The 22532-nt window shown below is 73.7% G+C and carries 24 protein-coding genes and 2 pseudogenes; 12 read left to right on the top strand and 14 right to left on the bottom strand.

Going from position 1 to position 22532, the window contains the following annotated elements; all coding sequences use genetic code 11:
* Positions 1 to 3 precede the first annotated feature (3 nt).
* Positions 4 to 591, top strand: a complete 588-nt coding sequence (locus AC5RWQ_RS15015; RefSeq protein WP_494283331.1) for a DUF1684 domain-containing protein — start codon at positions 4 to 6, stop codon at positions 589 to 591.
* Positions 592 to 641: 50 nt separating this feature from the next.
* Here the strand turns inward: AC5RWQ_RS15015 and AC5RWQ_RS15010 are convergent, their stop codons facing one another.
* Positions 642 to 1229 carry a YflT domain-containing protein gene (locus AC5RWQ_RS15010; protein WP_494283330.1) on the bottom strand — a complete coding sequence of 196 codons (588 nt, stop codon included), beginning with the start codon at positions 1227 to 1229 and terminating at the stop codon, positions 642 to 644.
* A gap of 100 nt (positions 1230 to 1329) precedes the next feature.
* On the opposite strand from AC5RWQ_RS15010, the gene AC5RWQ_RS15005 reads away from it, so the two are divergent.
* Together AC5RWQ_RS15005 and AC5RWQ_RS15000 are read left to right on the top strand one after the other, a co-directional pair.
* The gene (locus AC5RWQ_RS15005) at positions 1330 to 3177 is read left to right on the top strand and encodes a glycoside hydrolase family 15 protein (protein WP_494283329.1); all 1848 of its coding nucleotides are present in this window, start codon (positions 1330 to 1332) and stop codon (positions 3175 to 3177) included.
* The gene (locus AC5RWQ_RS15000) at positions 3174 to 3953 is read left to right on the top strand and encodes an SDR family oxidoreductase (protein WP_494283328.1); all 780 of its coding nucleotides are present in this window, start codon (positions 3174 to 3176) and stop codon (positions 3951 to 3953) included. Before AC5RWQ_RS15005 ends, AC5RWQ_RS15000 begins: the two co-directional genes overlap by 4 nt.
* A gap of 18 nt (positions 3954 to 3971) precedes the next feature.
* Here the strand turns inward: AC5RWQ_RS15000 and AC5RWQ_RS14995 are convergent.
* Positions 3972 to 4772 (bottom strand): annotated as a pseudogene (locus AC5RWQ_RS14995) (MmyB family transcriptional regulator); the annotation flags it as partial.
* 30 nt (positions 4773 to 4802) lie between these two features.
* Here AC5RWQ_RS14995 and AC5RWQ_RS14990 point away from each other — a divergent pair.
* The gene (locus AC5RWQ_RS14990; protein ID WP_494283327.1) at positions 4803 to 5303 is read left to right on the top strand and encodes a metallophosphoesterase family protein; all 501 of its coding nucleotides are present in this window, start codon (positions 4803 to 4805) and stop codon (positions 5301 to 5303) included.
* A gap of 2 nt (positions 5304 to 5305) precedes the next feature.
* Here AC5RWQ_RS14990 and AC5RWQ_RS14985 read toward each other — a convergent pair whose 3' ends face one another.
* Complete coding sequence (locus AC5RWQ_RS14985) at positions 5306 to 5521, bottom strand: DUF3072 domain-containing protein (protein WP_334484584.1); 216 nt, start codon at positions 5519 to 5521, stop codon at positions 5306 to 5308.
* Positions 5522 to 5622: 101 nt separating this feature from the next.
* Between AC5RWQ_RS14985 and AC5RWQ_RS14980 the strand changes: the two genes are divergently transcribed.
* Positions 5623 to 6585, top strand: a complete 963-nt coding sequence (locus AC5RWQ_RS14980; RefSeq protein WP_494283413.1) for an NAD(P)/FAD-dependent oxidoreductase — start codon at positions 5623 to 5625, stop codon at positions 6583 to 6585.
* Here AC5RWQ_RS14980 and AC5RWQ_RS14975 read toward each other — a convergent pair.
* From AC5RWQ_RS14975 to AC5RWQ_RS14965, 3 genes are all read right to left on the bottom strand, one after another.
* Positions 6582 to 7862, bottom strand: coding sequence for a cation:proton antiporter (locus AC5RWQ_RS14975; protein ID WP_494283326.1), 1281 nt, complete (start codon positions 7860 to 7862; stop codon positions 6582 to 6584). The two genes, AC5RWQ_RS14980 and AC5RWQ_RS14975, sit on opposite strands and share 4 nt — an antisense overlap.
* A 69-nt stretch (positions 7863 to 7931) precedes the next feature.
* Positions 7932 to 8645 carry an HAD family hydrolase gene (locus tag AC5RWQ_RS14970; RefSeq protein WP_494283325.1) on the bottom strand — a complete coding sequence of 238 codons (714 nt, stop codon included), beginning with the start codon at positions 8643 to 8645 and terminating at the stop codon, positions 7932 to 7934.
* Positions 8646 to 8685: 40 nt separating this feature from the next.
* Entirely contained in the window at positions 8686 to 10812 is a 2127-nt protein-coding gene (locus AC5RWQ_RS14965; protein WP_494283324.1) for an ATP-binding SpoIIE family protein phosphatase, read from the bottom strand.
* Positions 10813 to 11012: 200 nt separating this feature from the next.
* Here AC5RWQ_RS14965 and AC5RWQ_RS14960 point away from each other — a divergent pair, with 200 nt between their 5' ends.
* Entirely contained in the window at positions 11013 to 11885 is an 873-nt protein-coding gene (locus AC5RWQ_RS14960) for a mechanosensitive ion channel family protein (protein ID WP_494283323.1), read from the top strand.
* 54 nt (positions 11886 to 11939) lie between these two features.
* On the opposite strand, the gene AC5RWQ_RS14955 is transcribed toward AC5RWQ_RS14960, so the two are convergent.
* Positions 11940 to 12308: a DUF6401 family natural product biosynthesis protein gene (locus tag AC5RWQ_RS14955; protein WP_494283322.1), complete on the bottom strand. Its 369-nt coding sequence runs from the start codon at positions 12306 to 12308 to the stop codon at positions 11940 to 11942.
* Between the two features lie 165 nt (positions 12309 to 12473).
* Here AC5RWQ_RS14955 and AC5RWQ_RS14950 point away from each other — a divergent pair, with 165 nt between their 5' ends.
* The 3 genes from AC5RWQ_RS14950 (at position 12474) to AC5RWQ_RS14940 (ending at position 14347) form a co-directional block, all read left to right on the top strand.
* A complete protein-coding gene (locus tag AC5RWQ_RS14950; RefSeq protein WP_494283321.1) occupies positions 12474 to 12923 on the top strand; it encodes a hypothetical protein in 450 nt (149 codons plus the stop codon).
* 366 nt (positions 12924 to 13289) lie between these two features.
* Complete coding sequence (locus tag AC5RWQ_RS14945; protein WP_494283320.1) at positions 13290 to 14015, top strand: hypothetical protein; 726 nt, start codon at positions 13290 to 13292, stop codon at positions 14013 to 14015.
* Entirely contained in the window at positions 14015 to 14347 is a 333-nt protein-coding gene (locus AC5RWQ_RS14940; RefSeq protein ID WP_494283319.1) for a winged helix-turn-helix domain-containing protein, read from the top strand. The genes AC5RWQ_RS14945 and AC5RWQ_RS14940 overlap by 1 nt, the downstream gene beginning before the upstream one ends.
* A gap of 74 nt (positions 14348 to 14421) precedes the next feature.
* Here AC5RWQ_RS14940 and AC5RWQ_RS14935 read toward each other — a convergent pair.
* Positions 14422 to 14590: pseudogene (locus AC5RWQ_RS14935) on the bottom strand (threonine--tRNA ligase); the annotation flags it as partial.
* 123 nt (positions 14591 to 14713) lie between these two features.
* Entirely contained in the window at positions 14714 to 14923 is a 210-nt protein-coding gene (locus AC5RWQ_RS14930; RefSeq protein WP_334484565.1) for a hypothetical protein, read from the bottom strand.
* 160 nt (positions 14924 to 15083) lie between these two features.
* Between AC5RWQ_RS14930 and AC5RWQ_RS14925 the strand changes: the two genes are divergently transcribed.
* The gene (locus AC5RWQ_RS14925; RefSeq protein ID WP_494283318.1) at positions 15084 to 16310 is read left to right on the top strand and encodes an MFS transporter; all 1227 of its coding nucleotides are present in this window, start codon (positions 15084 to 15086) and stop codon (positions 16308 to 16310) included.
* Positions 16311 to 16395: 85 nt separating this feature from the next.
* On the opposite strand, the gene AC5RWQ_RS14920 is transcribed toward AC5RWQ_RS14925, so the two are convergent.
* The 4 genes from AC5RWQ_RS14920 to AC5RWQ_RS14905 all read right to left on the bottom strand — a co-directional run bounded on the left by AC5RWQ_RS14920 (position 16396) and on the right by AC5RWQ_RS14905 (position 18765).
* Entirely contained in the window at positions 16396 to 16656 is a 261-nt protein-coding gene (locus tag AC5RWQ_RS14920) for a hypothetical protein (protein ID WP_494283317.1), read from the bottom strand.
* A gap of 144 nt (positions 16657 to 16800) precedes the next feature.
* The gene (locus tag AC5RWQ_RS14915) at positions 16801 to 17262 is read right to left on the bottom strand and encodes an SRPBCC family protein (protein ID WP_494283316.1); all 462 of its coding nucleotides are present in this window, start codon (positions 17260 to 17262) and stop codon (positions 16801 to 16803) included.
* Positions 17263 to 17314: 52 nt separating this feature from the next.
* On the bottom strand, positions 17315 to 17731 hold the full coding sequence (locus AC5RWQ_RS14910; RefSeq protein ID WP_494283315.1) for a DUF2795 domain-containing protein: 417 nt from the start codon (positions 17729 to 17731) through the stop codon (positions 17315 to 17317).
* A gap of 53 nt (positions 17732 to 17784) precedes the next feature.
* Positions 17785 to 18765 carry a YihY/virulence factor BrkB family protein gene (locus tag AC5RWQ_RS14905; protein WP_494283314.1) on the bottom strand — a complete coding sequence of 327 codons (981 nt, stop codon included), beginning with the start codon at positions 18763 to 18765 and terminating at the stop codon, positions 17785 to 17787.
* A 157-nt stretch (positions 18766 to 18922) separates the two neighbouring features.
* Between AC5RWQ_RS14905 and AC5RWQ_RS14900 the strand changes: the two genes are divergently transcribed.
* Positions 18923 to 19327 carry a ChaB family protein gene (locus AC5RWQ_RS14900; RefSeq protein WP_494283313.1) on the top strand — a complete coding sequence of 135 codons (405 nt, stop codon included), beginning with the start codon at positions 18923 to 18925 and terminating at the stop codon, positions 19325 to 19327.
* Between the two features lie 89 nt (positions 19328 to 19416).
* Here AC5RWQ_RS14900 and AC5RWQ_RS14895 read toward each other — a convergent pair whose 3' ends face one another.
* Positions 19417 to 20850 carry an aldehyde dehydrogenase family protein gene (locus AC5RWQ_RS14895; RefSeq protein ID WP_494283312.1) on the bottom strand — a complete coding sequence of 478 codons (1434 nt, stop codon included), beginning with the start codon at positions 20848 to 20850 and terminating at the stop codon, positions 19417 to 19419.
* A gap of 72 nt (positions 20851 to 20922) precedes the next feature.
* Here AC5RWQ_RS14895 and AC5RWQ_RS14890 point away from each other — a divergent pair, with 72 nt between their 5' ends.
* Positions 20923 to 22527 carry a phytoene desaturase family protein gene (locus AC5RWQ_RS14890; RefSeq protein WP_494283311.1) on the top strand — a complete coding sequence of 535 codons (1605 nt, stop codon included), beginning with the start codon at positions 20923 to 20925 and terminating at the stop codon, positions 22525 to 22527.
* Positions 22528 to 22532: the final 5 nt, after the last annotated feature.

Genomic DNA, 22532 nt, shown 5'->3' with positions numbered 1-22532 from the left:
TGGGTGGACGATCTCGAACTGCTCGACTGGCGGGAACAGGTGGCCCGGCTCTACCTCTCCGAGCTCGACCTGGCCGGGTTCCGCGCCGCCCGCGACGAGCTGTTCGCCGGGCACCCGCAGAGCCCCGTGCCGGCCGCCGACCGGGCCGCCTTCACCGGGCTGGGCTGGTTCCCGCCGAACCCGGAGGCCGTGGTGGAGGCGCCGCTGCGGCCCGCCTCGGGCACCGAGAGCATCGACACCGGCGGCCCCGACGGCGTGGTCGACTACCGGCGGGTGGCGGTTGCCCAGACGCCGTGGGGCCCGCTCACCCTCTGGTGGATCGAGGCGTACGGGGGTGGACTGTTCGTGCCGCTGCGCGACGGCACCTGCGGCACGGAGAGCTACGGCGGTGGCCGGTACCTCACCGACACGGTCAAGGGCACCTACGGGCGCGGCCTGACCGTGCTGCCGGGCGGCCGGGTCCGGCTGGACGCCAACTACCTCTACAACCCGAGCTGCGCGTACGACGACCGGTGGGCCTGCCCGCTGGCGCCACCGGAGAACCGGGTCGACGCGCCGATCCGGGCCGGTGAGCTGGCGTACCACCGGTGAACCACGGCCACGCCCCGGCGCGGGTGCGCCGGGGGCGTGGCTGGTACGGCTCAGCGGGCCGTCGCGCCGGTGGGCGTCAGGTGCATCCGCCCCAGCAGCTGCCGGGCCTGGTCGGCCAGGTTCGCCTCCACGGTCACCGCGTACTGGCCGGCACGCAGTGAGCTCGCCGAGGTGAAGTCGCGCTGGCCGCCGGACATGGCGTGCGCCACCGCGCCGAAGACGGCGCCCCAGATCGCGCCGATGACCAGCCCGACCAGGATCACCGCCACCCAGTTGCCGACCGTGAAGATGCCGAACAACAGGCCGATGAAGAGGCCGAACCAGGCACCGGTACCCGCGCCGAGCAGCGCCGCCCGCCCGGTGGAAAGCCGGCCGAGCACGGTCTCGACCAGGGTGAGGTTGGTGCCCACGATCGCGGTGTGCTCCACCGGGAACCGGTTGTCCGCGAGGTAGTCCACCACCCGCTGGGCGGAGGGGTAGTCCGGGTACGACCCGATCGTCACGGTCGGCGGCCCGGCCTCCGGGCCGTGCCCGTCCCCGCTCGGCGTGCCCAGCCGTCCGGCCGGACCGGACGGGAGGTTGTCGCCACCCGGCATCCCGGGACGCCAGCTGGCGGTCGGGCTCGAGGGTCTGGTCATGAGCATCCTCCTTCGTCAACGGCCGGTGTTCCCGTCGAGGTGCGGCGGTAACACCGCGGCCGGGAGGAATGCCGGTCCGCCGGCCCGGGTAGCCCCCGGCGTGGACAGCGGACGGATCAGCGATCACGGCTTCCTGGCGGACGGGCGCAGCGCCGTGCTGGTGGACCGGAACGGTTCGGTCAACTGGTGGTGCCCGGCCCGCTTCGACGGACCGTCGGTCTTCGGCCGGCTGCTCGACGACCGCGCGGGGCACTGGACGATCCGACCCGACGGCGCGGCCACCAGCGAACGCTCCTACCTGGACGACACGCTGGTGCTGCGGACCGTCTTCAGCACGCCCGGTGGTGCGGTGGCGGTGACCGACGCGCTGGCCCTGGAGCCGGGCGCCCGGGGCCACGACATCGGCCTGCGCTCGCCGCGGGTGCTGGGCCGGCTGGTCGAGGGCCTCTCCGGCGAGGTGCCGGTCCGGGTCGAGTACGCGCCCCGGTTCGAGTACGGGCGGGTCACCGCGTACCTGGTGGAGTCCGACGGGATCATCGGCGCGTCGGCCGGCGCCTGCCGGCTCGGCCTGCGCGGCGACGTGCCGCTGGACCTCGCGCAGGGCACCGCCACCGGCCGGTTCACCGTCCGGGCGGGGGAGAGCTACGGCTTCACCCTGGGGTACGCCCCGACCTACGGTGGCGACGACCCCGTGCTGCCCGACGCCGGACAGGTGGTGGCCGACGCGGTCGCCGGCTGGCGGTCCTGGGCCGACCTGCACCGCGACCAGTACCGCGGGCTGTTCCGCGACCAGGTGCGGCGTAGCGCCATGGTGGTGCAGGGGATGACATACCAGCCCAGCGGCGCGATCGTCGCGGCGGCCACCACCTCGCTGCCCGAGGAGCTCGGCGGTGACCGCAACTACGACTACCGGTTCGTCTGGGTCCGCGACTTCAGCCTGACCCTGCAGGCGCTCTGGCGGGCCGCCTGCCCGGACGAGGCCAACCGGCAGTTCGGCTGGGTGGCCCGGGCGATGGGCCTGATCGACGACGACCCGGTGCCCATCATGTACGGCGTGGAGGGCGAGCGGGACCTCAGCGAGCACCGCCTCACCCACCTCGCCGGGTACGGCGACAGCCGCCCGGTCTTCATCGGCAACGACGCGTGGAAGCAGCGGCAGAACGACGTGCTCGGCGAGATCCTCGACGCGGCCTGGCTGATGCGGCACTACCTGGACCCGATGTCGCCGGACGTCCGCCACCTGCTGCACAGCCTGGCCGACCAGGCGGTGCGGGACTGGCGACGGCCGGACGCCGGGATGTGGGAGGCGCGTGACGCCGAGCGGCACTACGTCTCGTCCAACGTGCAGTGCTGGACGGCGCTGGACCGGGCGGTGCGCTTCGGGCCGCGGATCGGCGACCCGGCCGACGTGGCCCGCTGGGCGCAGGCCCGGGACGAGGTGCGCGCGGCGGTCCTCACGTACGGCTGGAACGACCGGCTCGGCGCGTTCACCGGGGCCTTCGGCTCCGACGAGCTGGACGCCTCGGTGCTGATCATGCCGCTGGTCGGCTTTTTGCCGGCGGACGACCCGCGAATGCGCTCCACCATGGACGTGGTGGAGCGGGAGCTCTCCCGCGACGGTCTGCTGCGCCGCTGGAAGGACGACCCGGCCGGCTTCGTCATCTGCTCGTTCTGGCTGGTCAGCTGCCTCGCCCAGGCCGGCGAGCAGGACCGGGCGGTCCGGCTCTTCGAGCAGCTCGTCGCCCGGGTCAACGACCTCGGGCTCTACGCCGAGCAGATCGACCAGGCCACCGGGGAGCAGCTGGGCAACTTCCCCCAGGCCTTCTCGCACATCGGTCTGATCAACGCCGCCGGCTGGCTCACCGAGGCCGCGGCGCAGGCGCGTGCCGAGCACCGCCGCCAGCCCGTGCCGACCGGTACGGGAACCGAGGAGGGAGCACGCTCATGACCGGACGACTGACGGGCCGGACCGCGCTGATCACCGGCTCGGACTCCGGGATCGGGCAGGCCACCGCGATCGAGTTCGGCCGCGAGGGCGCCGACGTGGTGGTGCACTACCTGCACGACCACGCCGGGGCCAACCACACCAGGGCCGAGATCGAGAAGGCCGGCCAGCGGGCGGTGGTGGTGCAGGGCGACATCAGCGTCGAGCACCAGGTGGAGGCGATGTTCGACGAGGCGCTGGCCGAGTTCGACAGGCTGGACATCCTGATGAACGACGCCGGGGTGGACGCGTCCGGCATCCCGGTGGCCGACCTGGACACCGAGACCTGGGACCGGTGCATCCGGACCAACCTCTACGGCATGTTCTTCTGCTGCCGCAGGTTCGTCCGGCACCGTCGGGACCAGGGCGGACAGGGGAAGATCATCAACATCACCTCGATCCACCAGGAGGTGGCCCGGGCCGGCGGCGCGGACTACGACTCCAGCAAGGGCGGGATGCTGGAGCTGGCCAAGAGCCTCGCCCTGGAGGTCGCCCCGATGCACATGAACGTCAACAACATCGGGCCCGGGATGGTGCTCACCCCGTTCAACCAGGAGGCCATCGACAATCCGGACTACCTGCACGAGCAGGTGCAGTCCATCCCGTGGAAGCGGGCCGCCGAGCCGACCGAGATCGCCAAGCTGGCCGTCTTCCTGGCCAGCGACGACGCCGACTACGTCACCGGCTCGACGTACTTCATGGACGGCGGGCTGATGCAGAACCAGGGTCAGGGCGCCTGACCCGCCGCGCCGCGCCGCTCCGCGCGCGGCGCGGCGCAGGTGCCCGGCGGTGGCCTCGTCGGCCGGGAAGAACGACTCGACCGAGAGCTCCTCGACGGTCACGTCCAGCGGGGTGCCGAAGGTGGAGACCGTGCTCAGCAGACGCAGTTCGGCGCCGTCGTGGCGCAGCCGGAGCGGCACCACCACGTCCGCCGGGCCGGGCGCTCCGCTGGCGTCCGGACCGCCGCCCGGGGTGGCGCGCAGCTCCTCGTGCAGCGCGGTGAGGACCGGATCCCCGGTCAGGGCGGCCTGCCGGCGCAGCCGGGCCAGCAGGTGCGCCCGCCACTGGGCCAGGTTGACGATCCGGGGGGCCAGCCCCTGCGGGTGCAGCGACAGCCGCAAGGCGTTGACCGGCGGCTGGAGCAGGTGCGCCGCCACCCCCGCGGTGAGCAGCGGCAGGGCCGCGTTCGTGGCGAGCAGGTTCCAGTGCCGGTCCAGCGCCACCGCCGGGTACGGCTCGTGCGCCCGCAACACCAGTCGCACCGTGTCCAGCACCGGGCCGAGCTCGGGCGAGTCGAGGGTCGCGTGCGGGTAGACCGGCGCGTAGCCGGCGGCCAGCAGCAGTTCGTTGCGTTCCCGCAGCGGCACGTCAAGGTGTTCCGCCAGCCGCAGCACCATTTCCCGGCTCGGCGCGGACCGGCCGGTCTCGACGAAACTCAGGTGCCGGGCGGAGACCTCGGCCTCGACCGCGAGGGCCAGCTGGCTCAGCCGGCGCCGCTGGCGCCACTGCCGCAGCAGCGGGCCCACCGGCCGCACGGTCACGTCGCCCACAGCGCACATGCTACGGACGCCACGGGGCAGGATGACCTCATGCGGCTGACCGTGATCGCCGACACCCACGTGCCGAAGCGGGCGCGGGATTTGCCCGCGCCCGTCTGGGCGGCGATCGAGGCCGCCGACGTGGTGCTGCACGCCGGTGACTGGGTCGACGTGGCGCTGCTGGACGCCGTCGAGGCCCGGAGCCGTCGGCTGGTCGGGGTGTACGGCAACAACGACGGCCCGGAGCTGCGCGCCCGCCTGCCCGAGGTGGCCCGGGTCGAGCTCGACGGCCTGCGGGTGGCGGTGGTCCACGAGACCGGCCCGAAGACCCGCCGGGAGGAGCGCTGCGCCGCCGCCTTCGGCGACCGCGACCTGCTGGTCTTCGGGCACTCGCACATTCCGTGGGACAGCGTCGCCCCGGGCGGGCTGCGGCTGCTCAACCCCGGTTCGCCGACCGACCGGCGGGCCCAGCCGTACGCGACGTTCCTGACCGCGCGGGTGGCGGCGGGGCGGCTCGAGGAGGTCGAGCTGCACCGCCTGCCCCCGCGCTGAGGTCACCGGCCCCGGCCGGTCTCCTCCTGAAGCTCGTCGATCCGCCGGGACGCCTCGGCCTTGGTGAGGTCGTCCGGCACCTCCTCGCCGGCTTCCCGAGCCAGCGTGTGCAGGTACGACTCCTGGGCAGCGGTCGGCGGCTCCTCGCCGGTCACCCAGTCGTCCGGGTCCTTGATCGCGCCCTGCGGGTCGGGCTGCTGCCGGTTGCGGTCCGTCATGATGGTCACCCTTTCTTCGAACAGGTGTACCACTACCCCGAGTGTCGGTCCTTCATGCCGGGCCGGCCCGCGGCACCTACGATCACCGGGTGGAAACGGGTGTGATCGTGGTGGGAGCCGGCATCGCCGGGGTGGCGTGCGCGAGCGAACTGGTCCGGGCGGGCGTGCCGGTGGAGATCCGCGAACGCGGCCGGGTGGCGGGCGGGCGGATGGCCAGCAAACGCTTCGACGGACGGCCCGCGGACTTCGGCGCCGCGTACTTCACCGCGGACGACCCCGACTTCGTCGAGGTGGTGCGGCGGTGGGAGGCGGCCGGGCTGGTCCGGGAGTGGACCGATACCTTCGTCGCGTACGGCCCGGACGGCCGGCGAGACGTGCCCGGTCCGACCCGTTGGGCCGCCCCCCGCGGCCTGCGCTCGCTGGTCGAGGAGTTGGCCCGGGAGCTGCCGGTGACGGTGGACCGGCTGGTCATGACGGTCGAGCCCGGGCCGGTGGTGGACGGCCGACGGTGCGCGGCCGCGGCGTTGTGCATGCCCGGCCCGCAGGCGGCGCTGCTGCTCGACCCGGCGCTGGAGGGGGCCAGCCGCGCCGCCGAGGAGCAGCGTTGGGCGCCCACCCTCGCCGCTGTGCTGCGCTTTCCGTCCCGACGGTGGCCCGACTTCCGGGGCGCCTTCGTCAACGACCACCCGGTGCTGGCGCTGGTCTGCGACGACGGCGACCGGCGCGGCGACGCCGCCCCGGTGCTGGTGGCGCACACCACCGGTGAGTTCGCCGCCGGGCACCTGGCGCAGCCCACCGCGGCCGGCCCGGCGATCGAGGGCGCGGTCCGTGACCTGCTCGGCCTGCCCGAGCCGGCCGAGCTGACCCACGTGCACCGCTGGACGTACGCCAAGCCGGCCGCCCCCGGCCGCGACGGCACCTGCTACCTCGACGCCGACCGGGTCGGCCTCGCCGGCGACGCCTTCGGCAAGCCCCGCGTGCAGAGCGCATGGCGCTCCGGCCACGACCTCGGCCGCGCCCTCGCCGCCCAGCTGCACGCCGCCGGCCCACCCGCGTCGAGCTAGCGGGCGCCGGCGGGGGTGACTTCCCGGTCGGGGGCGTCGGTGGTGCGTTCGCCGCCGCGGTCGAGCAACTGCATGACCGGCGTGGCGGCGACCCCGTGCACCACCACCGAGACGATCACCACCAGGCCGACCGTGGCCCAGACCAGGTCGGCCTGGGGGAAGTCGGTCTTCGTGGTGGCGTACGCCAGGTAGTAGAGCGAGCCGACCCCTCGGATGCCGAAGAGCGAGATGACCCAGTGCTCGGCCGGCCGGCCCGGCGCGCCGCGCAGCGACAGCCAGCCGAACAGCGGTCGCAGGACGAAGACCAGCGCCAGCCCGACCGCCGCGGCCTGCCAGGTCAGCGGGGCCAGCAGCCCGCCGATCACCGCGCCGCCGAAGAGCAGCAGCAGCAGCACGGTCAGCAGCCGCTCGATCTGCTCGGCGAAGTCGTGCAGCACGGTGTGGTACTCGTGTGTACGCTCCGCAGCCCGGATCGCCCGGGCGGCCACGAAGACGGCCAGGAAGCCGTACCCGCCGACGACCTCCACCAGCCCGTACGCCAGGAAGGTCGCGGCGAGCGCGAGGAAGCCCTCGGCGTGCCGGGCCAGCCGCAACTCGCTGGGGGCGCGGAAGAAGAGCCTGCCGAGCAGCCAGCCGATCAGCAGACCCCCGCCGACCCCGACGCCGAGCTTGTAGAGCACGTCGACGGTGAACCAGTCGGCGAGCCAGTCGGCCGGGGCGAGGCTGGTGCTGGCGATGGCGATGGCCGCGTAGACGAACGGGAAGGCCAGCCCGTCGTTCAGGCCGGCCTCGGAGGTGAGGGCGAAGCGCACCTCGTCCTCGGAGTCCTCCACGTCGGTCGGCTCGCCGACCTGCACGTCGGCGGCGAGCACCGGGTCGGTCGGGGCCAGCGCCGCGCCCAGCAGCAGCGCGGCGGCCGGCATCAGCCCGGCCCACCACCAGCCGAGCAGCGCCACCGCGGCGATGCAGAGCGGCATGGCGAGGGCCAGCAGCCGCCACGTCGACGCCCAGCGCCGCCAACTCAGCGGCCGGTCGATCTTGAGCCCGGCGCCCATCAGCGCGACGATCACGCCGATCTCGGTCAGGTGGGTGGTCACCTCGGGGTACGCCAGCGGGTCCGGCGTCGGCAGCCCGGTGGGGAGCAGGAAGACCAGCATGCCCAGGCCGAGAAAGGCTATCGGCATCGACAGCGGGCGACGCTCCAGCACCCTGGGCAGGATCCCGGCGAGCAGGGCTCCCACCCCGACCAGGGCGAACGCGACGTCGACCGGCTCCACGGCACCACCTCTCACGCCTCGCCCGCGACCGCGGGCGAGGTGGGGGACTGTGCCCCGTGGTGCCGGGGGCTAAGCGTCGCCGTGCGTCTTGTCCCGGCGTGACGTACGTCCCCCTCCGGCCAGCGGGGAGTCGGCGAGCCGGGCCAGCAGGTCGGCCGGGTCCTCGTAGACGGCCACCGCGCCCGCGCCGGCCAGCTCGCCCCGGCTGGTCCCGCCGCAGGTCAGCCCCACGCAGGGAATGTCGAGCTGGCCGGCGGCCGCGACGTCCCAGACCGCGTCGCCGACGAAGACCACCCGCCGGGCGTCGAGCCCGGACTGCTCCAGGGCAGCGACCAGAATGTCCGGTGCGGGCTTGCTCTCCTCGGCGTCCGCCGACGAGGTGACGGTGTCGATCACGTCGTCCGCGTCCAGCGCCGCCCGCAGCGCCGTGATCTCGTGTTCGGCGGCCGAGGTGGCCAGCACCACCCGCAGCCCCGAGGCGGCGCACGCCCGCAGCAGGTCGGCCGCCCCCGGCAGCGGCACCAGCCGCTCCCAGTACTCGCCGAAGAACCCGTCGTGGGCCTCCCGGAGCCGGCCGTCGGCGGCCCGGTTCCGCTCCGGCCCGAGCAGGTGGTCGAGGAGCTTGTCCGAGCCCATGCCGATGGACCGGTGGATGTGCGCCATCGGCACCCGGTGGTCGGCCTGTCGCAGCGCCTCCCACCAGCTGACCGTGTGCAGGTACGTGGTGTCGACCAGGGTGCCGTCGACGTCGAGGAGGACGCCGGTGGGGAGTTCGCCGCTCATGGCGTCCTCCTACCCTTTCCGCGGCGCGCCGACGCACCCGTCAATCGGTCGGGATGAGGATCTCGAACCAGACCGTCGAGCCGCGGACGGTGGGATCGGTGCCCCACGCGTCGCTGAGCTGTTCGATCAGGCCGAGGCCGCGGCCCCGGCTGCTCAGGGTCTCCGTCTGGGGACGGGTCACCGCCCCCCTGGTGCCGGAGTCGGCGACCGAGACCAGCAGCCGCTCCGCGCTCAGGTCGATCACCACCCGCGCCGCGGTGCCGGCGTGCAGCAGGGCGTTGGTGGTCAGCTCGCTGGTGCACAGCACCGCCGCCCCGATCACCGCCTCGGGCACCCGCCACCGGGTGAGCTGCCCGGTCATCCAGTGCCGTACCCGGCTGGGGGCGGTCGGCTCGGCGGGCATCTCCATGCTCGCCGAGCGGCTCGGCTTGAGCGCGTGCTCGACCGCCAGCACCGCCACGTCGTCCTCGGTGGCGCCGGGGACCGCCGCGGTGGCCACGGCGCAGAGCGCCCGCGGGTCGCCGCTGGCGGCGTCGGCCACCGCCGCGACCAGGCCGTCCAGCCCCACCGACAGGCTCTGCCGCCGCCGCTCGACGACCCCGTCGCTGAACATCAGCAGGGTGTCGCCCGGGCGGAACGGCACGGTGGTGGTCCGGGGCCGGCAGCCCAGGCCGAGCGGGGCGGCCGCCGGCACCGGCACGTACGAGGCGCTGACCGTGCCGTCGGGGGCGCAACGCCGGATCAGCGGTGGCGGGTGGCCCGCGCTGGCCAGGGTGATCTGCTCCCGGGCGGCGTCGACCACGCCGAAGACCACGGTGACGAAGAGCTCCTGGGTGCCGGTCTCGGTGCCGAGGCTGGCCACCAGCCGGTCCAGGCCGGCGAGCACGGCGTCCGGGTGCGGGTCGGTCAGCGCCAGGGCGCGCAGCGCCGCGCGGACCTGCCCCATCCGGGCGGCGGCCTGCACGTCGTGGCCGGCCACGTCGCCGAGGACCACGCCGAGACCGCCGGTGGGCAGCAGGAAGGCGTCGTAGAAGTCCCCGCCGGCGGCGTTGCCGTCGACCCCCGGGTCGTACCGGGCGGCGATGCGCAGCCGGGGCAGCGCCGGCAACTGCTCGGGCAGCATGCTGCGTTGCAGCAGCTGGGCGGTGCCGTGCTGGGTCTCGAACCGGCGGGCCCGTTCGGCGGCCTGGCCGACCAGCTCGGCGGAGGCGGCGAGCAGCGCCCGTTCCGCCGCCGACCAGACGTGCGGGCTCTGGTAGGCGACGGCGAGCCCGCCCCGGATCACCGAGGAGCGCAGCGGCAGCGCGGCCAGCGCCCGGATCTTCTGGTCGTGCCGGTCCACCGCGCTGTCCCGCAGCGGCTGACCGTCGGCGGTGAAGTGCGGCACGCCGCTGCGGGCGGTCACCACCACGGGCCCGGGGGAGTCGGCGGCGGCGGGACGCCACAGCGGCGGGAGCCGCTCGTCCGCCTCGTCGAGCAGCTCGCCGCGGACCCGCCGGACCGTCCGCCAGGCCGGGCCGTCGTCGACCGAGAAGCTCACCCGGTCGGCGTCGAAGGAGTGCAGCGCGTAGCGCAGGGTCACCCGGGCCACGTCGTCCAGGGTGAGCGTGCCGGAGAGCGCGGCGGCGAAGTCGCTGAGGCTCTGCAACTGCTGGGTCAGCTGGGTGGTCTGCGCGGCGACGGTGAGCACGCCCACGACCCGGCCGGCGCTGTCCCGCACGGGGGAGTGGCCGCGGGTGAAGACGGCGTGGTCCCCGGTGGTGGCGAGGTGTCGGTCCACCGGCAGCACCGACTCCCGCTGGAGGAAGGACTCACCGTGCCGGTAGGCGCGCTCGACGACGTCACCGACCCCCGGGGTGTGCCACAGGTCGGCGTAGACCTCGGGGGCGGGCCGACCGATCGCGGTGGGGTGCCGGTCGCCGATCACCTCCGAGTAGGCCTGGTTGTAGATCATCAGGAAGTCGTCGCCGTAGTAGAGCGCCATCGGTACCGGCGAGGAGAGGAGCACGTCCACGATGCCGCGGACCGCCGGGTCCCATTCCTGCGGCGGGCCGAGCGGCGTGTCCGCCCACGGGTGGGCGAGCACGGCCGCCGCCACCTGCGAGACCGGGGCCGGTCCGGGAGCGGCGGCTGGTGACGTGGGGACTCGCCCGACCGTGCCTGGCATGCCCGCAGCCTAGCCGGAGCCTGCGGCGGACGATCCGATCATGCCCCCCGATGGAGTACGAGGGGCCGGCGCGCGGGGCAAATGGCCTGGTCAGGGCCGCTTTCGCGGGCGATGTCGGGAAATTGTCGAGGGTCGTCGCGGCGTGCTACCGGATCGAAGGGGTAAGCGGGCGTCGCAGTCCATAGGACAGGAGGGACATCATGCCGAAAACCCTCGCGGTCAGGCAGGCCGACATCGGTGACGCCGTGGCCGACATGTGGAGGTCGGTCCTGCTCTTCATCCCGCGGGCCATCGCGTTCATCGCCATCCTCGTGGTCGGTTGGCTGATCGCCCGAGCGGTCCTGAAGATCGTGGACACGGTACTGGAACGGGTGGGGTTCGACCGCGCGGTCGAACGCGGTGGCATCAAACGTGCGCTGGAACGCACGAAGTACGACGCCAGTGACATCCTGGCCAGGCTCGCGTACTACGCCGTCCTGCTGTTCACGTTGCAGTTCGCGTTCGGGGTGTGGGGTCCCAACGCGATCAGTGACCTGATCCGAGGGGTGGTGGCGTGGCTGCCACGGGCCTTCGTGGCGATCGTCATCGTGGTCGTCGCGGCCGCCATCGCCAACGCGGTGCGGGATCTCGTCACCGGCGCCCTGGGCGGCCTGTCGTACGGCAAGGTGCTGGCCGACCTGGTGGCCGTGTTCATCCTGGCCCTCGGCGTGATCGCGGCGCTGAACCAGGTGGGCATCGCCACGACGGTGACCACCCCGGTGCTGATCGCCGTGCTCGCCACGGTCGCCGGCATCCTGATCGTCGGCGTCGGCGGTGGTCTGGTGAAGCCGATGCAGAGTCGCTGGGACGGCTGGCTCGACCGCGCGGCGGAGGAGTCGCGGGCCGTCCAGGAGCACCGTCGCGCCCGGGCGGCCGGGCAGGGCGACATGAACCGGCAGATGGCCGACCGGGCCGGCGAGCGGACCCAGGCCATGCCGCGCGCCGAGGAGGCCCGGTCGATGTCGGGCGGGCGGGGCACGTACCAGTCCGGCAACGTCGACGAGACCCAGCAGTTCCGCAGTCCGGGCAGCTGAGTCGGGGCGTACCGCAGGGAGGGTGTCCGCGCGCGCGGGCGCCCTTCCTGCGTGTCAGGCGGGTTCGAGCCAGCGCGGGTCGAGCGTGCGAGCCAGCGCGCAGACCGCCAGCAGCCGGGTGAGCAGCCAGTCCGGCTCGGTCCAGTCGACCGCGCCGGCGGGCGGGAGCAGGTCGTGCTCCCGGGCCGCCTCGCGGATCCCCTCCGCGTAGCCGGCGAGGGCCGCCGGGGTCAGCGGGCGGCTGTCGCCGTCGAGGCTGTCGCGTACCGCGGCGGCGTGCTGGTCGACCATCGCCAGCAGGCCCGGGCGGACGGCGGCCGCGGCGAGGCCGCCGGCGCCGACGGTGGCAGTGAGCAGGGCGAGGGTGGACCGCGCCGCGTTCGCGGCGGTCCGGGTCGCGACCTGGGAGTACGGCACACGCATGGTGACCGAGGTTAACCACCGGTAGGGTTCCGCGGCCTCGTCCGCTCGGCCGGTAGCGGGTCCCCCTCCCGTCGGCCGGCCCCGTCCGGCGGGATTGACCCGGTCCTGGCTGGGCAGAAGGAGAACCGCGCGCGTACGGGCGCAACCGGGAGCGTGGAGGGACGAATGGGACAGCACGCGGACGGCCCCGACCAGCGGCACCGCCGGCCCGCCGGGGTGAGCGACGAGACGGTGGCCGCGCTGGGCAAGCTCAGCGAGGCGCTGGAGACGGTGGAGCGGGCGCGCGGGCACCTCTACTCAATGCACCAGCTGATCGGCCACGCCGACCTCATGCTCGACGACGCGGTCGCGCAGTTCCGGGCGGCCGGTCACCACGACATCGCCGACCGGATCGACACCGACCTGCTCGGTCGCAACGTGATCGCGGGGCGCTGGACCTTCCAGATCGTCGAGGACTTCGACGACAACTACTACGGGTTCTTCCGCGAGCTGGACCGGGACGCCCGGGACAAGCTGGTCGACGGGCGACGGCACCTGTTCGAGGCGGAGATGAAGGAGCAGCGACGGACCCCGGGCCGGCCCGGTCACGAGGCCCGGCCGGAGAGCGACCGCTAGGTTCTGTCTCGCGGATCATGTCCATCGGGCACGGCGCGGTCGAAGTTTGGCGGTCTGCCGCCGGCCCGGCCGCGCCGCTTCCAGTTGACGATCTGGTCGTTGGGTAGAGCCGCCAACTGGCGGGTGTCGGGCGTCCTGACCGGGCGTGATCCGGGTGGCCAACGAACGGGCCGCGCCCGTCGGACAGGGTGTGGACCTCGGTGGTCATCCGATGCCCTGGCGTCTAACGAACGAGATTCATGATCCGCGAAACAGAAACCTGGCCGCCCGCGGCGCGGGCCGTGCAGGATCGCCCAACGCGGCATGGCCCGCGAAAAGCGGTCGTACTCTCTTGCGCGGATAGGTCTGTAATGCAAAGCTAACTTCATGGCACACGAATCCGCTTCCCAGGAGGGCAGCCCCCGCGAGCTGCTGGCGGCCGTGCGTGACCTGACGCGCCAGGTCCGTGTCGCCCAGCGCGGCACCTGGTTCCCGCTGCTGGTCTTCGCGACGATCACCCTGGTCGCGATACCCGTCTACCGCTACGCCCCCTACCTCGACCTATTTGGCACCTGCCGATCCCGCCCGCAGCACACCGTCTGTATGGTGCCCAACCCGACGGAGCTCGGGTACTGGACGGTAGCGCTGGTGCTCGCCTACGCGGCGATCGCAGGCTTCTACGTAAGGCAGTCCCGACGGCGCGGCGTGGGCACCCCCATCCGTCCCTACGTCGTCGTCGGCGTCGCGTTGGCCGTCCTGATGACGGCCGTATCGATCTGGTTGACGTTCCACCCGCTCGTTCCCGTCCCCACCGACCCCACCGACCCGGTGCAGATCAAGGTCGGGCCGACCGTGTGGCTCATTAACGGGCTGGCCAGTCCCCTGGCGGTGATCGGGCTGGCGCTGCTGGTGCTCGCCTGGGTCGAACGCCACTGGGCGCTGCTGGCGTACACCCTCGTCTACCTGGCGATCGGGATGGTGCAGGGCAACCAGGTCATTCACTCGTCGTCGCCGTGGTTCTTCCTGCCGTACCTACTCGTCCCGGCGGCGGTGCTGCTACTGGGCGCCGCCGTCTTCGCCCTGTTCCGGCCGACCGCCGAGGTTCGCGGGTGATGACCGGTCACCCCGCCAGCGGCCTGGACGACGTCGTCCACCAGCGCGTCCGGCTCGGCATCATGGCCATCGCGCACCAGGCCCGCCAGGTCGAGTTCGGCTTCCTACGTACCACCCTGCAGTTGACCGCTGGCAACCTCGGGCAGCACCTCTCCGTCCTGGAGAAGGCCGAGCTGATCCAGATCGAGAAGGGCTACGAGGGCAAGCGGCCGCGCACCTGGGTCACCCTCACCGCCGCCGGTCAGGCCGCCCTGCGCGACGAGATCGCCCACCTCAAGCAACTCATCCAGCAGGTCGAACAAGCGGAGACGGCGCCGACCGCCGACCGGTGACCGGCGGGCAGTCGACGTGCGCGGACCGGATCCGGTGCACACCGGATCCGGTCCGCCGGGGCTCAATGAGGGGCTCATTCCGGCAGCAGCTCGCCCGAGCGGGCCGACCACCGCCCGATCCGCGCCAGCGCGTCGGCGACCGGCTGGACCGGCAGTTCCCGGTTGTCGCGCAGCCGCAGCGACACCTCGCCCGCCGCCGCCTCGCGCGGCCCCCAGCACCGCCAGGGACGGGACCCGCCGCTGCGTTCGAAAGCAACGGCTTCAGCACAGTTCGCTCGGCGTTGCTGAAGCCTCCCCGGGCGATACCCGGCTAAAGCGGGCCATACCCATCTAACGAACGAGATTCATGGATCCGCGAGACAGGACCTAGTCGCCCGAGGCTTCGGCCGGCCGACGCCGGCTGGTGTCGTCCGCGATGATCACGGTGGCCACCATGAGCGCGACGCAGAGGCTGAACAGCCACGAGTCGTCGGCGGCGAACCTGGCGGAGACCGGGGCCTGGAGCGCGGCGAGCAGGAAGCCGAGCCAGGCCAGGCGGCGCTGACGTGGGGTGAGGATGCCGGAGCCCTGTTGCATCCCGAAAGTCTTGCGCGAGGACCCCCGATTGCCGTCAGCCGAACGGCGGATTCTGGATGGCCTGTCTGGATTGCTGCCCGTTCGGACGTTGCTTTTTACCTTTTCGGGGGAAGCGACTGCGGCGCGATCCGTATCGGTCGATGAGGCAGGATGACTCGCCGTGTCCGCCCCCCGGCCCCGCGCCTCGCTGCTCCTGCTCGCCTATCTCGCGTTCGTCAGCCTCGGCCTGCCCGACGGTCTGATCGGGGTCGGCTGGCCGTCCATCCGCGCCGACTTCGCCGTGCCGACCGGCGCGATCGGCCTGATGCTCACCGCCGGCACCGCCGGCTACCTGACGTCCAGCGTGCTGGCCGGCTTCACCCTGGCACGGCTCGGCGTCGGGCGCCTGCTCGCCGGGAGCACCCTGCTGGCCAGCCTGGCGCTCACCGGCTACGCCTCGGCGCCCGGGCTGACCCTGATGGTCGGCTGCGCCCTGGTGCTCGGTCTCGGCTCCGGCGCGATCGACTCCGGGCTCAACGCGTACGCGGCGGGGGCCTTCGGGCCACGGCACATGAACTGGATGCACGCCTTCTTCGGCCTCGGCGTGGCAATCGGGCCGCTGGTCATGACGGCCACCCTGGCTGCCGGACTGAGCTGGCGCTGGGCGTACGGCCTCACCGCCGCCGCCCAACTCGCCCTGGCCACCGCGTTCGCGCTGACCGTACGCGCCTGGCGGGACCGGTCACCGGCACCGGATGTACCCGGGGAGCCCGTCGCCGGCGGACCCGCCTCCGCCGGGCTCTCGGCCGGCGGCCCGGTCGTCGCCGCGCCGGTCCGCGAGACACTGCGGCTGCCGGCGGTGTGGCTCGGCGCGCTCGCCTTCGCCCTCTACGTGGCGATCGAGATCGGCACCGGGCTCTTCGCGTTCCTGCTGCTCACCGAGGGGCGTGGGCTGGCCGCGGCGACCGCCGGTCTCGGCGTCTCCGGGTACTGGGGGAGTCTCTTCGTGGGGCGGGTGGTGCAGGGCTTCGTCGCCGAGCGGCTGGGCACCGACCGGGTGCTGCGGGGCAGCCTGGCAGGCATGGTGGTCGGCGCCGCGCTGGTCGCCCTGCCCGCTCCCGCCGTGGTGACCGTCGCCGGCCTGTTCCTGGTCGGGTTCGCCGCCGCGCCGGTCTTCCCGCTACTCACCCTCACCACCGCCGAGCGGGTCGGCGCGGCCCACGCGGACCGGGTCATCGGCGTCCAGATCGGCGCCGCCGGCCTGGGCGCGGCGCTCATCCCGGGCGGGCTGGGCGTGCTGATCGGCGGCACCTCGGTGGCCGTGCTCGGACCGGTCCTGACCGTGCTGGCGGCGGCGCTGCTGGCCCTGCACCTCGCCGCCGCCCGCCGGGCGACGGCGGGCGGCTGAGCGCCGGCCGAGCCCGGTACCGCTCGACCGTCCGCTGCGGGCACTCATGGTCGCTCGCGCGACCGACCACGCCGCGGCGAGCGGCTCACACGTCGGGGCCGGTCCGTCCGGTGGTGGACGGACGGTACGCCCGCTCCGGGTCGGTCATCTCCCGCCGCTCGGCCTCGGGCGCGGCGCCCCGGTCGACGGCCTCGGGGCCGTGCCCGAAGGCCGCCTCCTCGCCCGCGTCGTTGCCGGTGGCGTCGTCGGCCTGCCCGTCGATGGTCGACCGGGCGATCGCCCGCTCCAACTCCTCCAGCGGGGTCTTCTGCTCGTCCCGCCACACGTGGTCGTCGTTGTCCGTCATCCCATCGCGGTACCCGGGCCCGGTGATCGCAAACGGCCACCCGCGTGGACCGAACGTCGGGGTCGGGCGGCGCCGGCCGTGGACACGGCGATGGCCGCCGGATCAACGGCGGCCATCGGTGGACGTGTGGTGCGGGGGAGTGGATCAGGGCTGGGGGCGGGCGACCTCGCCACGCCAGGCGCCGGTCTCCTGACCGCGGCGCTCGATGAACTGCTTGAACCGCTCCAGGTCGCCCTTGGCGCGCTTGTCGACCACGCCGAGCTTGTCGCCGGCCTTCTCGACCACCCCGTGCGGCTCGAAGTCCATCTGGAGGGTGACCCGGGTGTTGCCCTCGTCGAGGCGGTGGAAGGTGACCACGCCGGCCTGCTGGGTACCCCCGGTGGACTTCCACGCCACCCGCTCGTCGGGCAGCTGCTCGGTGATCTCGGCGTCGAACTCGCGCTTGACGCCGGCGATCTCCACCGTCCAGTGGGTCATCCTGTCCGACAGCTGCCGGACCTCCTGCACCCCCTCCATGAAATGGGGGAACTCCTCGAACTGGGTCCACTGGTCGTAGGCCGTCCGGATCGGGACGGACACGTCCACGTGCTCAATAACGCCACTCATGAAAGGTCCTCCTCTGTCCGCCGGTGATGGTCCGAATCGTGGCCCGATCCGGTCACCAGCGCGTCGTCTCGTTCGTGTGCCCGAGCGCGGCCCACACCTCGGAAACCGTCTGGTACCGCGTGCCGTCGGGTAGTCGCTCCAGCGCGGCGATGATGTCGGCGGGCGCCTGATTCTCCCGGGCGTTGGCCAGCAGCGCCTCGCGGTCGCCGGGCAGGGCCGTCATGGTGATGAACCGGCCGAGTCGGCTGCGCCCCTCGACATCGTCGGCGCTCATCCCCTGTGGGTTGCCGCCGCGAGTCGCGCCGGCCGTCACCGTCTTCGGCTCCGGCTGGTCCTCGCCGGCCGGTTCCGGCTGGCGGGACTCCTCGACCCGTGAGCCGGCGGCCCCCGGCCCCTGTACGAGGCCACTGACCTCCTGGCTCATGTTTTCGTCGATCCTCGGTCCGTGTTTGCTGCTGCCACGTTCCATGCCTTGTGTGCTACCCGCCGGGACCGGGCGGAAACGCCGAACCCGGCACCCGGTCACGAACCGGCGGCGGTCTTCGGCGGGAGCACCGGCTCACCCGGGTCCTCCGCGCCGGTCTGGAGCACCCGGCCCCGCTGGAGCTCCGCGTTGATCTGGACCCCGAACAGCAGCGCGCAGTTGGAGAGGTAGAGCCAGACCAGGAAGGCGATGACCGCCCCCAGGCTGCCGTAGGTGACGTCGTACGAGCCGAAGTTGGCCACGTACAGGCCGAAGCCGAACGAGGCGACCACCCAGGAGAGCAGGGCCACCGCCCCACCGGGGGTCAGCCAGCGGAACCTCGGCTGTTGGACGTTCGGGGCGATCCAGAACAGCAGCGACAGCAGCGTCATCATCACCAGCGCGAGCACCGGCCACTTCGCCACGCTCCACACCGTGCGAGCCAGCCCGCCCGCGCCGACCAGGTCGCCCACCGCGTCGGTGACCGGGCCGCTGACGATCAGGCCGAAGGCCACCACGGCGAGCAGCAGCAGGCTCAGCCCGGCCATGCCGACCTGCAGCGGGCGCAGCTTGTAGAACCGGCGCCCCTCCTGCACTCCGTAGATCGCGTTGGAGGCCCGGCTGAACGCCCCGATGAACCCCGAGGCGGACCAGAGCGCGCCGAGCAGACCGAAGCTGAGCAGCACCTTCGCCCCGCTCTGCTGGTCGAGCACGGTACGGACCACGGAGACGAAACCATCGTTGGCGACCACCGAGCCGGCACCCATCTGCCGGGCCAGGTCGAGCACGGTGTCCACGGTGCGCTCCCCGTCGGAGACCAGCCCCACCAGGGCCACCACGACGACCGTGGACGGGAACAGCGCCAGCACCCCGTAGTAGGTCAGCGCCGCCGCCCAGTCCGCGCAGTTGTCCTTGAGGAAGTTCCGCCCGCTGCGTACCAGCGCCCCGCGCCAGGTGGACCAGCTCAGCTGGCGTACCCGGCGAGGCAGGCGCGCCTTCTCACCGCCGGCAACCGCGGCCGGCTCCGTCGTCGCTGCCATGCCCGCTCCCGTCACCCAGGCGGCCCGCCGCACCAGCCGGCTTCGCCTGGCCCCGCCGGTACCCGGTGCCGGAAATCGACAAACCCGACTCTGGGGTTTGCCGGTGGGACCCGGGGGAACGGTCTAGGACGACGGACCAGACGCGGAGGAGGACGAGATGCCCGGGCGCGAGGTTTTGCCCAGCACGCTGCGGCGCTCCCCGGAGAAGGCGCAGCGCACCTGGGAGAAGACGCACGACTCGGCGGTGGAGACCTACGGCGAGGGGGAGCGGGCGCACCGCACCGCGTTCGCCGCGGTCAAGCACGAGTACGAGAAGATCGGCGACCACTGGGAGCCCAAGGGTCGCAAGGGTCCCAGCGACCGCCAGGCCGAGGGCGGTGGTCCCGCCCGAAGGGCCCCCACGGCGGGCGGGGTGGACGCCAACGCCCCGAAGGACCACTTGATGGAGGTGGCCCGGAAACTGGACGTGCCGGGTCGGTCCCGGATGACCAAGCCGGAACTGGTCAAGGCCATCGAGAAGGCCAACAACAACGCCACCCGCCAGGCGCGCGGCGGCCGCTGACCGGCGGGCCCGCGCATTTTCCCCGAAAGAGTGGCTGTCCCGCGCGGGACAGCCACTCTTTCCGGGTACGGGCGCGGCTCAGGGCGTGCTCACCAGTGGCCGCCGCCGGGGGCCTCCAGGTGGACCGTCTTCACCGTGCTGAACTCATCGAGCAGTTCGGGGCCGTAGCCGAAGCCCTGGCCGCTCCCGCGGCGCGGCTGCGCGGCACCGCCCGGCGCGCCGCCGAAGACCGCGTTGATCTTCACGGTGCCGACCGGCAGCTCCCGCCAGGCCCGCTGGGCATGGCTCATCGACGCGGTGAGCACCGTGCCGGCCAGCCCGTACGGAGAGTCGGCGGCGCAGCGCAGCGCCTCGCTGAACGAGTCGACCACCACCACCGCCGCGACCGGTCCGAACGTCTCCTCCCGGACCAGCGCCATCTCCTGCCGGCAGTCGGCGACCACCGTCGCCGGATAGAACGCACCCGACCCCTCCGGCAGCACCCCGCCGGCGCGCAGCGTCGCCCCCTCGGCCACCGCCGCGGTCACCTGCCCGTGCACGTGGTCGCGGTGCCGCCGGTCCACCAGCGGGCCCAGCTCCGTGGCCGGATCCCGGCCCGGCCCGACGGTCAGCGCGCCGGCCCGCTCGACCAGCGCGTCGACGAAGTCCTCGGCCACGTCCCGATGTACGTAGATCCGCTCCACCGCGACGCAGATCTGCCCGGCGTTGGCGAACGCGCCGACCGCCGCCTGACCGGCCGCCCAGACCGGATCCACCCCGGCGTCGACGATCAGCGGGTCGCTGCCGCCGTTCTCCAGCAGCGCCTTCGCGCCGGTCCGGGCGCAGGCCGCGGCGATCGCCCGGCCGGTGGCGGTCGAGCCCACATGGGCTACCACGTCCACCTGCTGCGCGGCCAGCGCCGCGCCCGCCTCGGCGCCGCCGGTCAGCAGGGAGAGCACCCCGGGCGGCAGCGCGCCGGCGAGGATCTTCGCCAGCAGCCAACCGGTCGCCGGGGTCCGCTCGCTCGGCTTGTAGAGCACCACGTTTCCGGTCACCAGGGCCGCGCCGAGCAGGCCGCAGGAGACCGCCACCGGGTCGTTCCACGGGGTGATCGCGGCAACCACGCCGCGCGGCTCCGGGGCCATGAAGTCGATCGCGTCCGCCCCGCCGTGCAGCGTCCGGCCACCGCGCAGCGGGCCCAGCTCGGCGTACTGGCGCAGCGTGCCGATGCCCGCCTCGACGCCGCCCCGGGCGTCACCCAGGGGCTTGCCCATCTCCGCCGTCGTCGCCGCGGCCAGCTCGTCGGCCGCCGCCGCCACGGCGTCCGCCGCCCGGTGCAGCGCCGCCGCCCGCTCCGCGGCGGGGGTCGCCGCCCACTCGGTCACCACCCCCCGGGCGGCCTCCACCGCCTTGGCCACCTCGTCCGCCGTCGCCACCGGCACGGTGCTGACCGGCGAGCCGTCCGCCGGGTCGTGCACGGTCAGCTCACCACCCTCGCCGCCCGCGCCCCACACTCCACCGATGAGCTGTTCAACCCTGTACATGCGGACGGGGATGCCCCGGGCCCGGCGAGGCAAACGCGTTTCGCCCGGTTGCTGGCCGGGTAGGCGGATCGGGTGATCACGACCGGCACGGAAAGCGCGGACGCCGTCGTCATCGGCGCCGGGCACAACGGACTGGTGGCCGCGAACCTGCTCGCCGACGCCGGCTGGGACGTCCTGGTGCTGGAGGCCACCGCCGCGCCGGGCGGCGCGGTGCGCTCCGCCGAGGTGACCGCACCCGGCTACCTCAGCGACCTCTACAGCTCCTTCTACCCCCTCGGGTACGCCTCCCCGGTGCTGCGTGACCTCGGCCTGACCCGGTACGGCCTGGCGTGGACCCACGCCCCCGACGTGCTCGCCCACCTGCTGCCCGACGGCCGCGCCGCGGTGATCAACCGGGACCTCGACCGCACCGCCGAGTCGCTGGAGGCGTTCGCGCCCGGCGACGGCGACCGCTGGCGGCACGCGTACGACGACTGGCGCGAGGTGGCCGAGCCGATGCTCGACAGCATCACCCGGCCGTTCCCGCCGGTCCGCGGCGGGCTGACCCTGCTGCGCCGGCTGCGGGTCGGCGGCGCGCTGCGCCTGGCCCGCCGGCTGGTCGTCCCGGTCCGCAAGCTCGGCGACGAGCTCTTCGACGGCGAGGGCGGGCCGGCGCTGCTGGCCGGCTGCGCCCTGCACACCGACCTCTCCCCGGAGGAGGCCGGCTCCGGTGTGTACGGCTGGCTGCTGGCCATGCTCGGCCAGCAGGTCGGCTGGCCGGTGCCGGTCGGCGGCGCCCAGAAGATCACCGACGCGCTGGTCGCCCGCCTCGTCGAGCGGGGCGGCCGGATCTCCTACGGCGCCCGGGTCGACCGGGTGCTCACCGCCCGGGGCCGGGCGATGGGGGTACGCACCCTCGGCGGGGCCACCTGGCGGGCCCGCCGGGCGGTGCTGGCCGACGTGCCCGCTCCCGCGCTCTACCTCGACCTGGTCGGCGCGGCCCACCTGCCTCCGCGACTGGTGGAGGACCTCGCCCACTTCAAGTGGGACGGCTCCACCCTCAAGGTCGACTGGGCGCTCTCCGGACCGGTGCCGTGGACCAATCGGGCGGTGGCCACCGCCGGCACCGTGCACCTCGGCGCGGACCTCAACGGCCTCACCACGTACGCCGGCGAGCTGGCCCGGGGCGAGGTGCCCCGGGACCCGTTCCTGCTGGTCGGCCAGATGACGACGGCCGACCCGACGCACTCGCCGCCGGGCACCGAGTCGCTCTGGTCGTACACCCACCTGCCGTTCCGGCCGCAGTGGCGGTCGGAGGACCTGACCGGGCACGTGGAGCGGATGGAGGAGGTGCTGGAGGCGGCCGCCCCCGGCTTCCGCAGCCTGATCGTCGGGCGGCACGTGGCCGGGCCGGCCGATCTGGAGGACGGCGACCCGAGCCTGGTGGGCGGGGCGCTGGGCGGCGGCACGGCCGCGGCGTACCAGCAGCTCTTCCTGCGCCCGATCCCCGGCCTGGGCCGCGCGGACACCCCGGTGGACCGGCTCTTCCTGGCCAGTTCCTCGGCCCACCCGGGCGGCGGCGTGCACGGCGCGCCCGGGGCGAACGCCGCCCGGGCGGCGCTGGCCCGCGACCGCGCGCTCACCGGCGGCCTGTACGCCGGGATGATCGACGCCGCCCACCGGGCGGTCTACCGCTGAGGCCC

Source organism: Micromonospora sp. BS32 (assembly GCF_059089345.1).
Note: the sequence above shows the minus strand (reverse complement) of the source record. Positions and strands in the feature narration are given on the sequence as shown.

Bases quoted from the DNA above. Each gene is read 5' to 3' on its own strand.
- AC5RWQ_RS14945 (WP_494283320.1), top strand. From the start codon at position 13,290: ATGGCACACGAATCCGCTTCCCAGGAGGGCAGCCCCCGCGAGCTGCTG.
- AC5RWQ_RS14970 (WP_494283325.1), bottom strand. From the start codon at position 8,645: ATGAGCGGCGAACTCCCCACCGGCGTCCTCCTCGACGTCGACGGCACC.
- AC5RWQ_RS15010 (WP_494283330.1), bottom strand. From the start codon at position 1,229: ATGACCAGACCCTCGAGCCCGACCGCCAGCTGGCGTCCCGGGATGCCG.
- AC5RWQ_RS14965 (WP_494283324.1), bottom strand. From the start codon at position 10,812: ATGCCAGGCACGGTCGGGCGAGTCCCCACGTCACCAGCCGCCGCTCCC.
- AC5RWQ_RS14930 (WP_334484565.1), bottom strand. From the start codon at position 14,923: ATGCAACAGGGCTCCGGCATCCTCACCCCACGTCAGCGCCGCCTGGCC.
- AC5RWQ_RS14910 (WP_494283315.1), bottom strand. From the start codon at position 17,731: ATGGAACGTGGCAGCAGCAAACACGGACCGAGGATCGACGAAAACATG.
- AC5RWQ_RS14940 (WP_494283319.1), top strand. From the start codon at position 14,015: ATGACCGGTCACCCCGCCAGCGGCCTGGACGACGTCGTCCACCAGCGC.
- AC5RWQ_RS14915 (WP_494283316.1), bottom strand. From the start codon at position 17,262: ATGAGTGGCGTTATTGAGCACGTGGACGTGTCCGTCCCGATCCGGACG.
- AC5RWQ_RS14960 (WP_494283323.1), top strand. From the start codon at position 11,013: ATGCCGAAAACCCTCGCGGTCAGGCAGGCCGACATCGGTGACGCCGTG.
- AC5RWQ_RS15000 (WP_494283328.1), top strand. From the start codon at position 3,174: ATGACCGGACGACTGACGGGCCGGACCGCGCTGATCACCGGCTCGGAC.
- AC5RWQ_RS14900 (WP_494283313.1), top strand. From the start codon at position 18,923: ATGCCCGGGCGCGAGGTTTTGCCCAGCACGCTGCGGCGCTCCCCGGAG.
- AC5RWQ_RS14920 (WP_494283317.1), bottom strand. From the start codon at position 16,656: ATGACGGACAACGACGACCACGTGTGGCGGGACGAGCAGAAGACCCCG.
- AC5RWQ_RS14955 (WP_494283322.1), bottom strand. From the start codon at position 12,308: ATGCGTGTGCCGTACTCCCAGGTCGCGACCCGGACCGCCGCGAACGCG.
- AC5RWQ_RS14905 (WP_494283314.1), bottom strand. From the start codon at position 18,765: ATGGCAGCGACGACGGAGCCGGCCGCGGTTGCCGGCGGTGAGAAGGCG.
- AC5RWQ_RS14990 (WP_494283327.1), top strand. From the start codon at position 4,803: ATGCGGCTGACCGTGATCGCCGACACCCACGTGCCGAAGCGGGCGCGG.
- AC5RWQ_RS14950 (WP_494283321.1), top strand. From the start codon at position 12,474: ATGGGACAGCACGCGGACGGCCCCGACCAGCGGCACCGCCGGCCCGCC.
- AC5RWQ_RS14895 (WP_494283312.1), bottom strand. From the start codon at position 20,850: ATGTACAGGGTTGAACAGCTCATCGGTGGAGTGTGGGGCGCGGGCGGC.
- AC5RWQ_RS14985 (WP_334484584.1), bottom strand. From the start codon at position 5,521: ATGACGGACCGCAACCGGCAGCAGCCCGACCCGCAGGGCGCGATCAAG.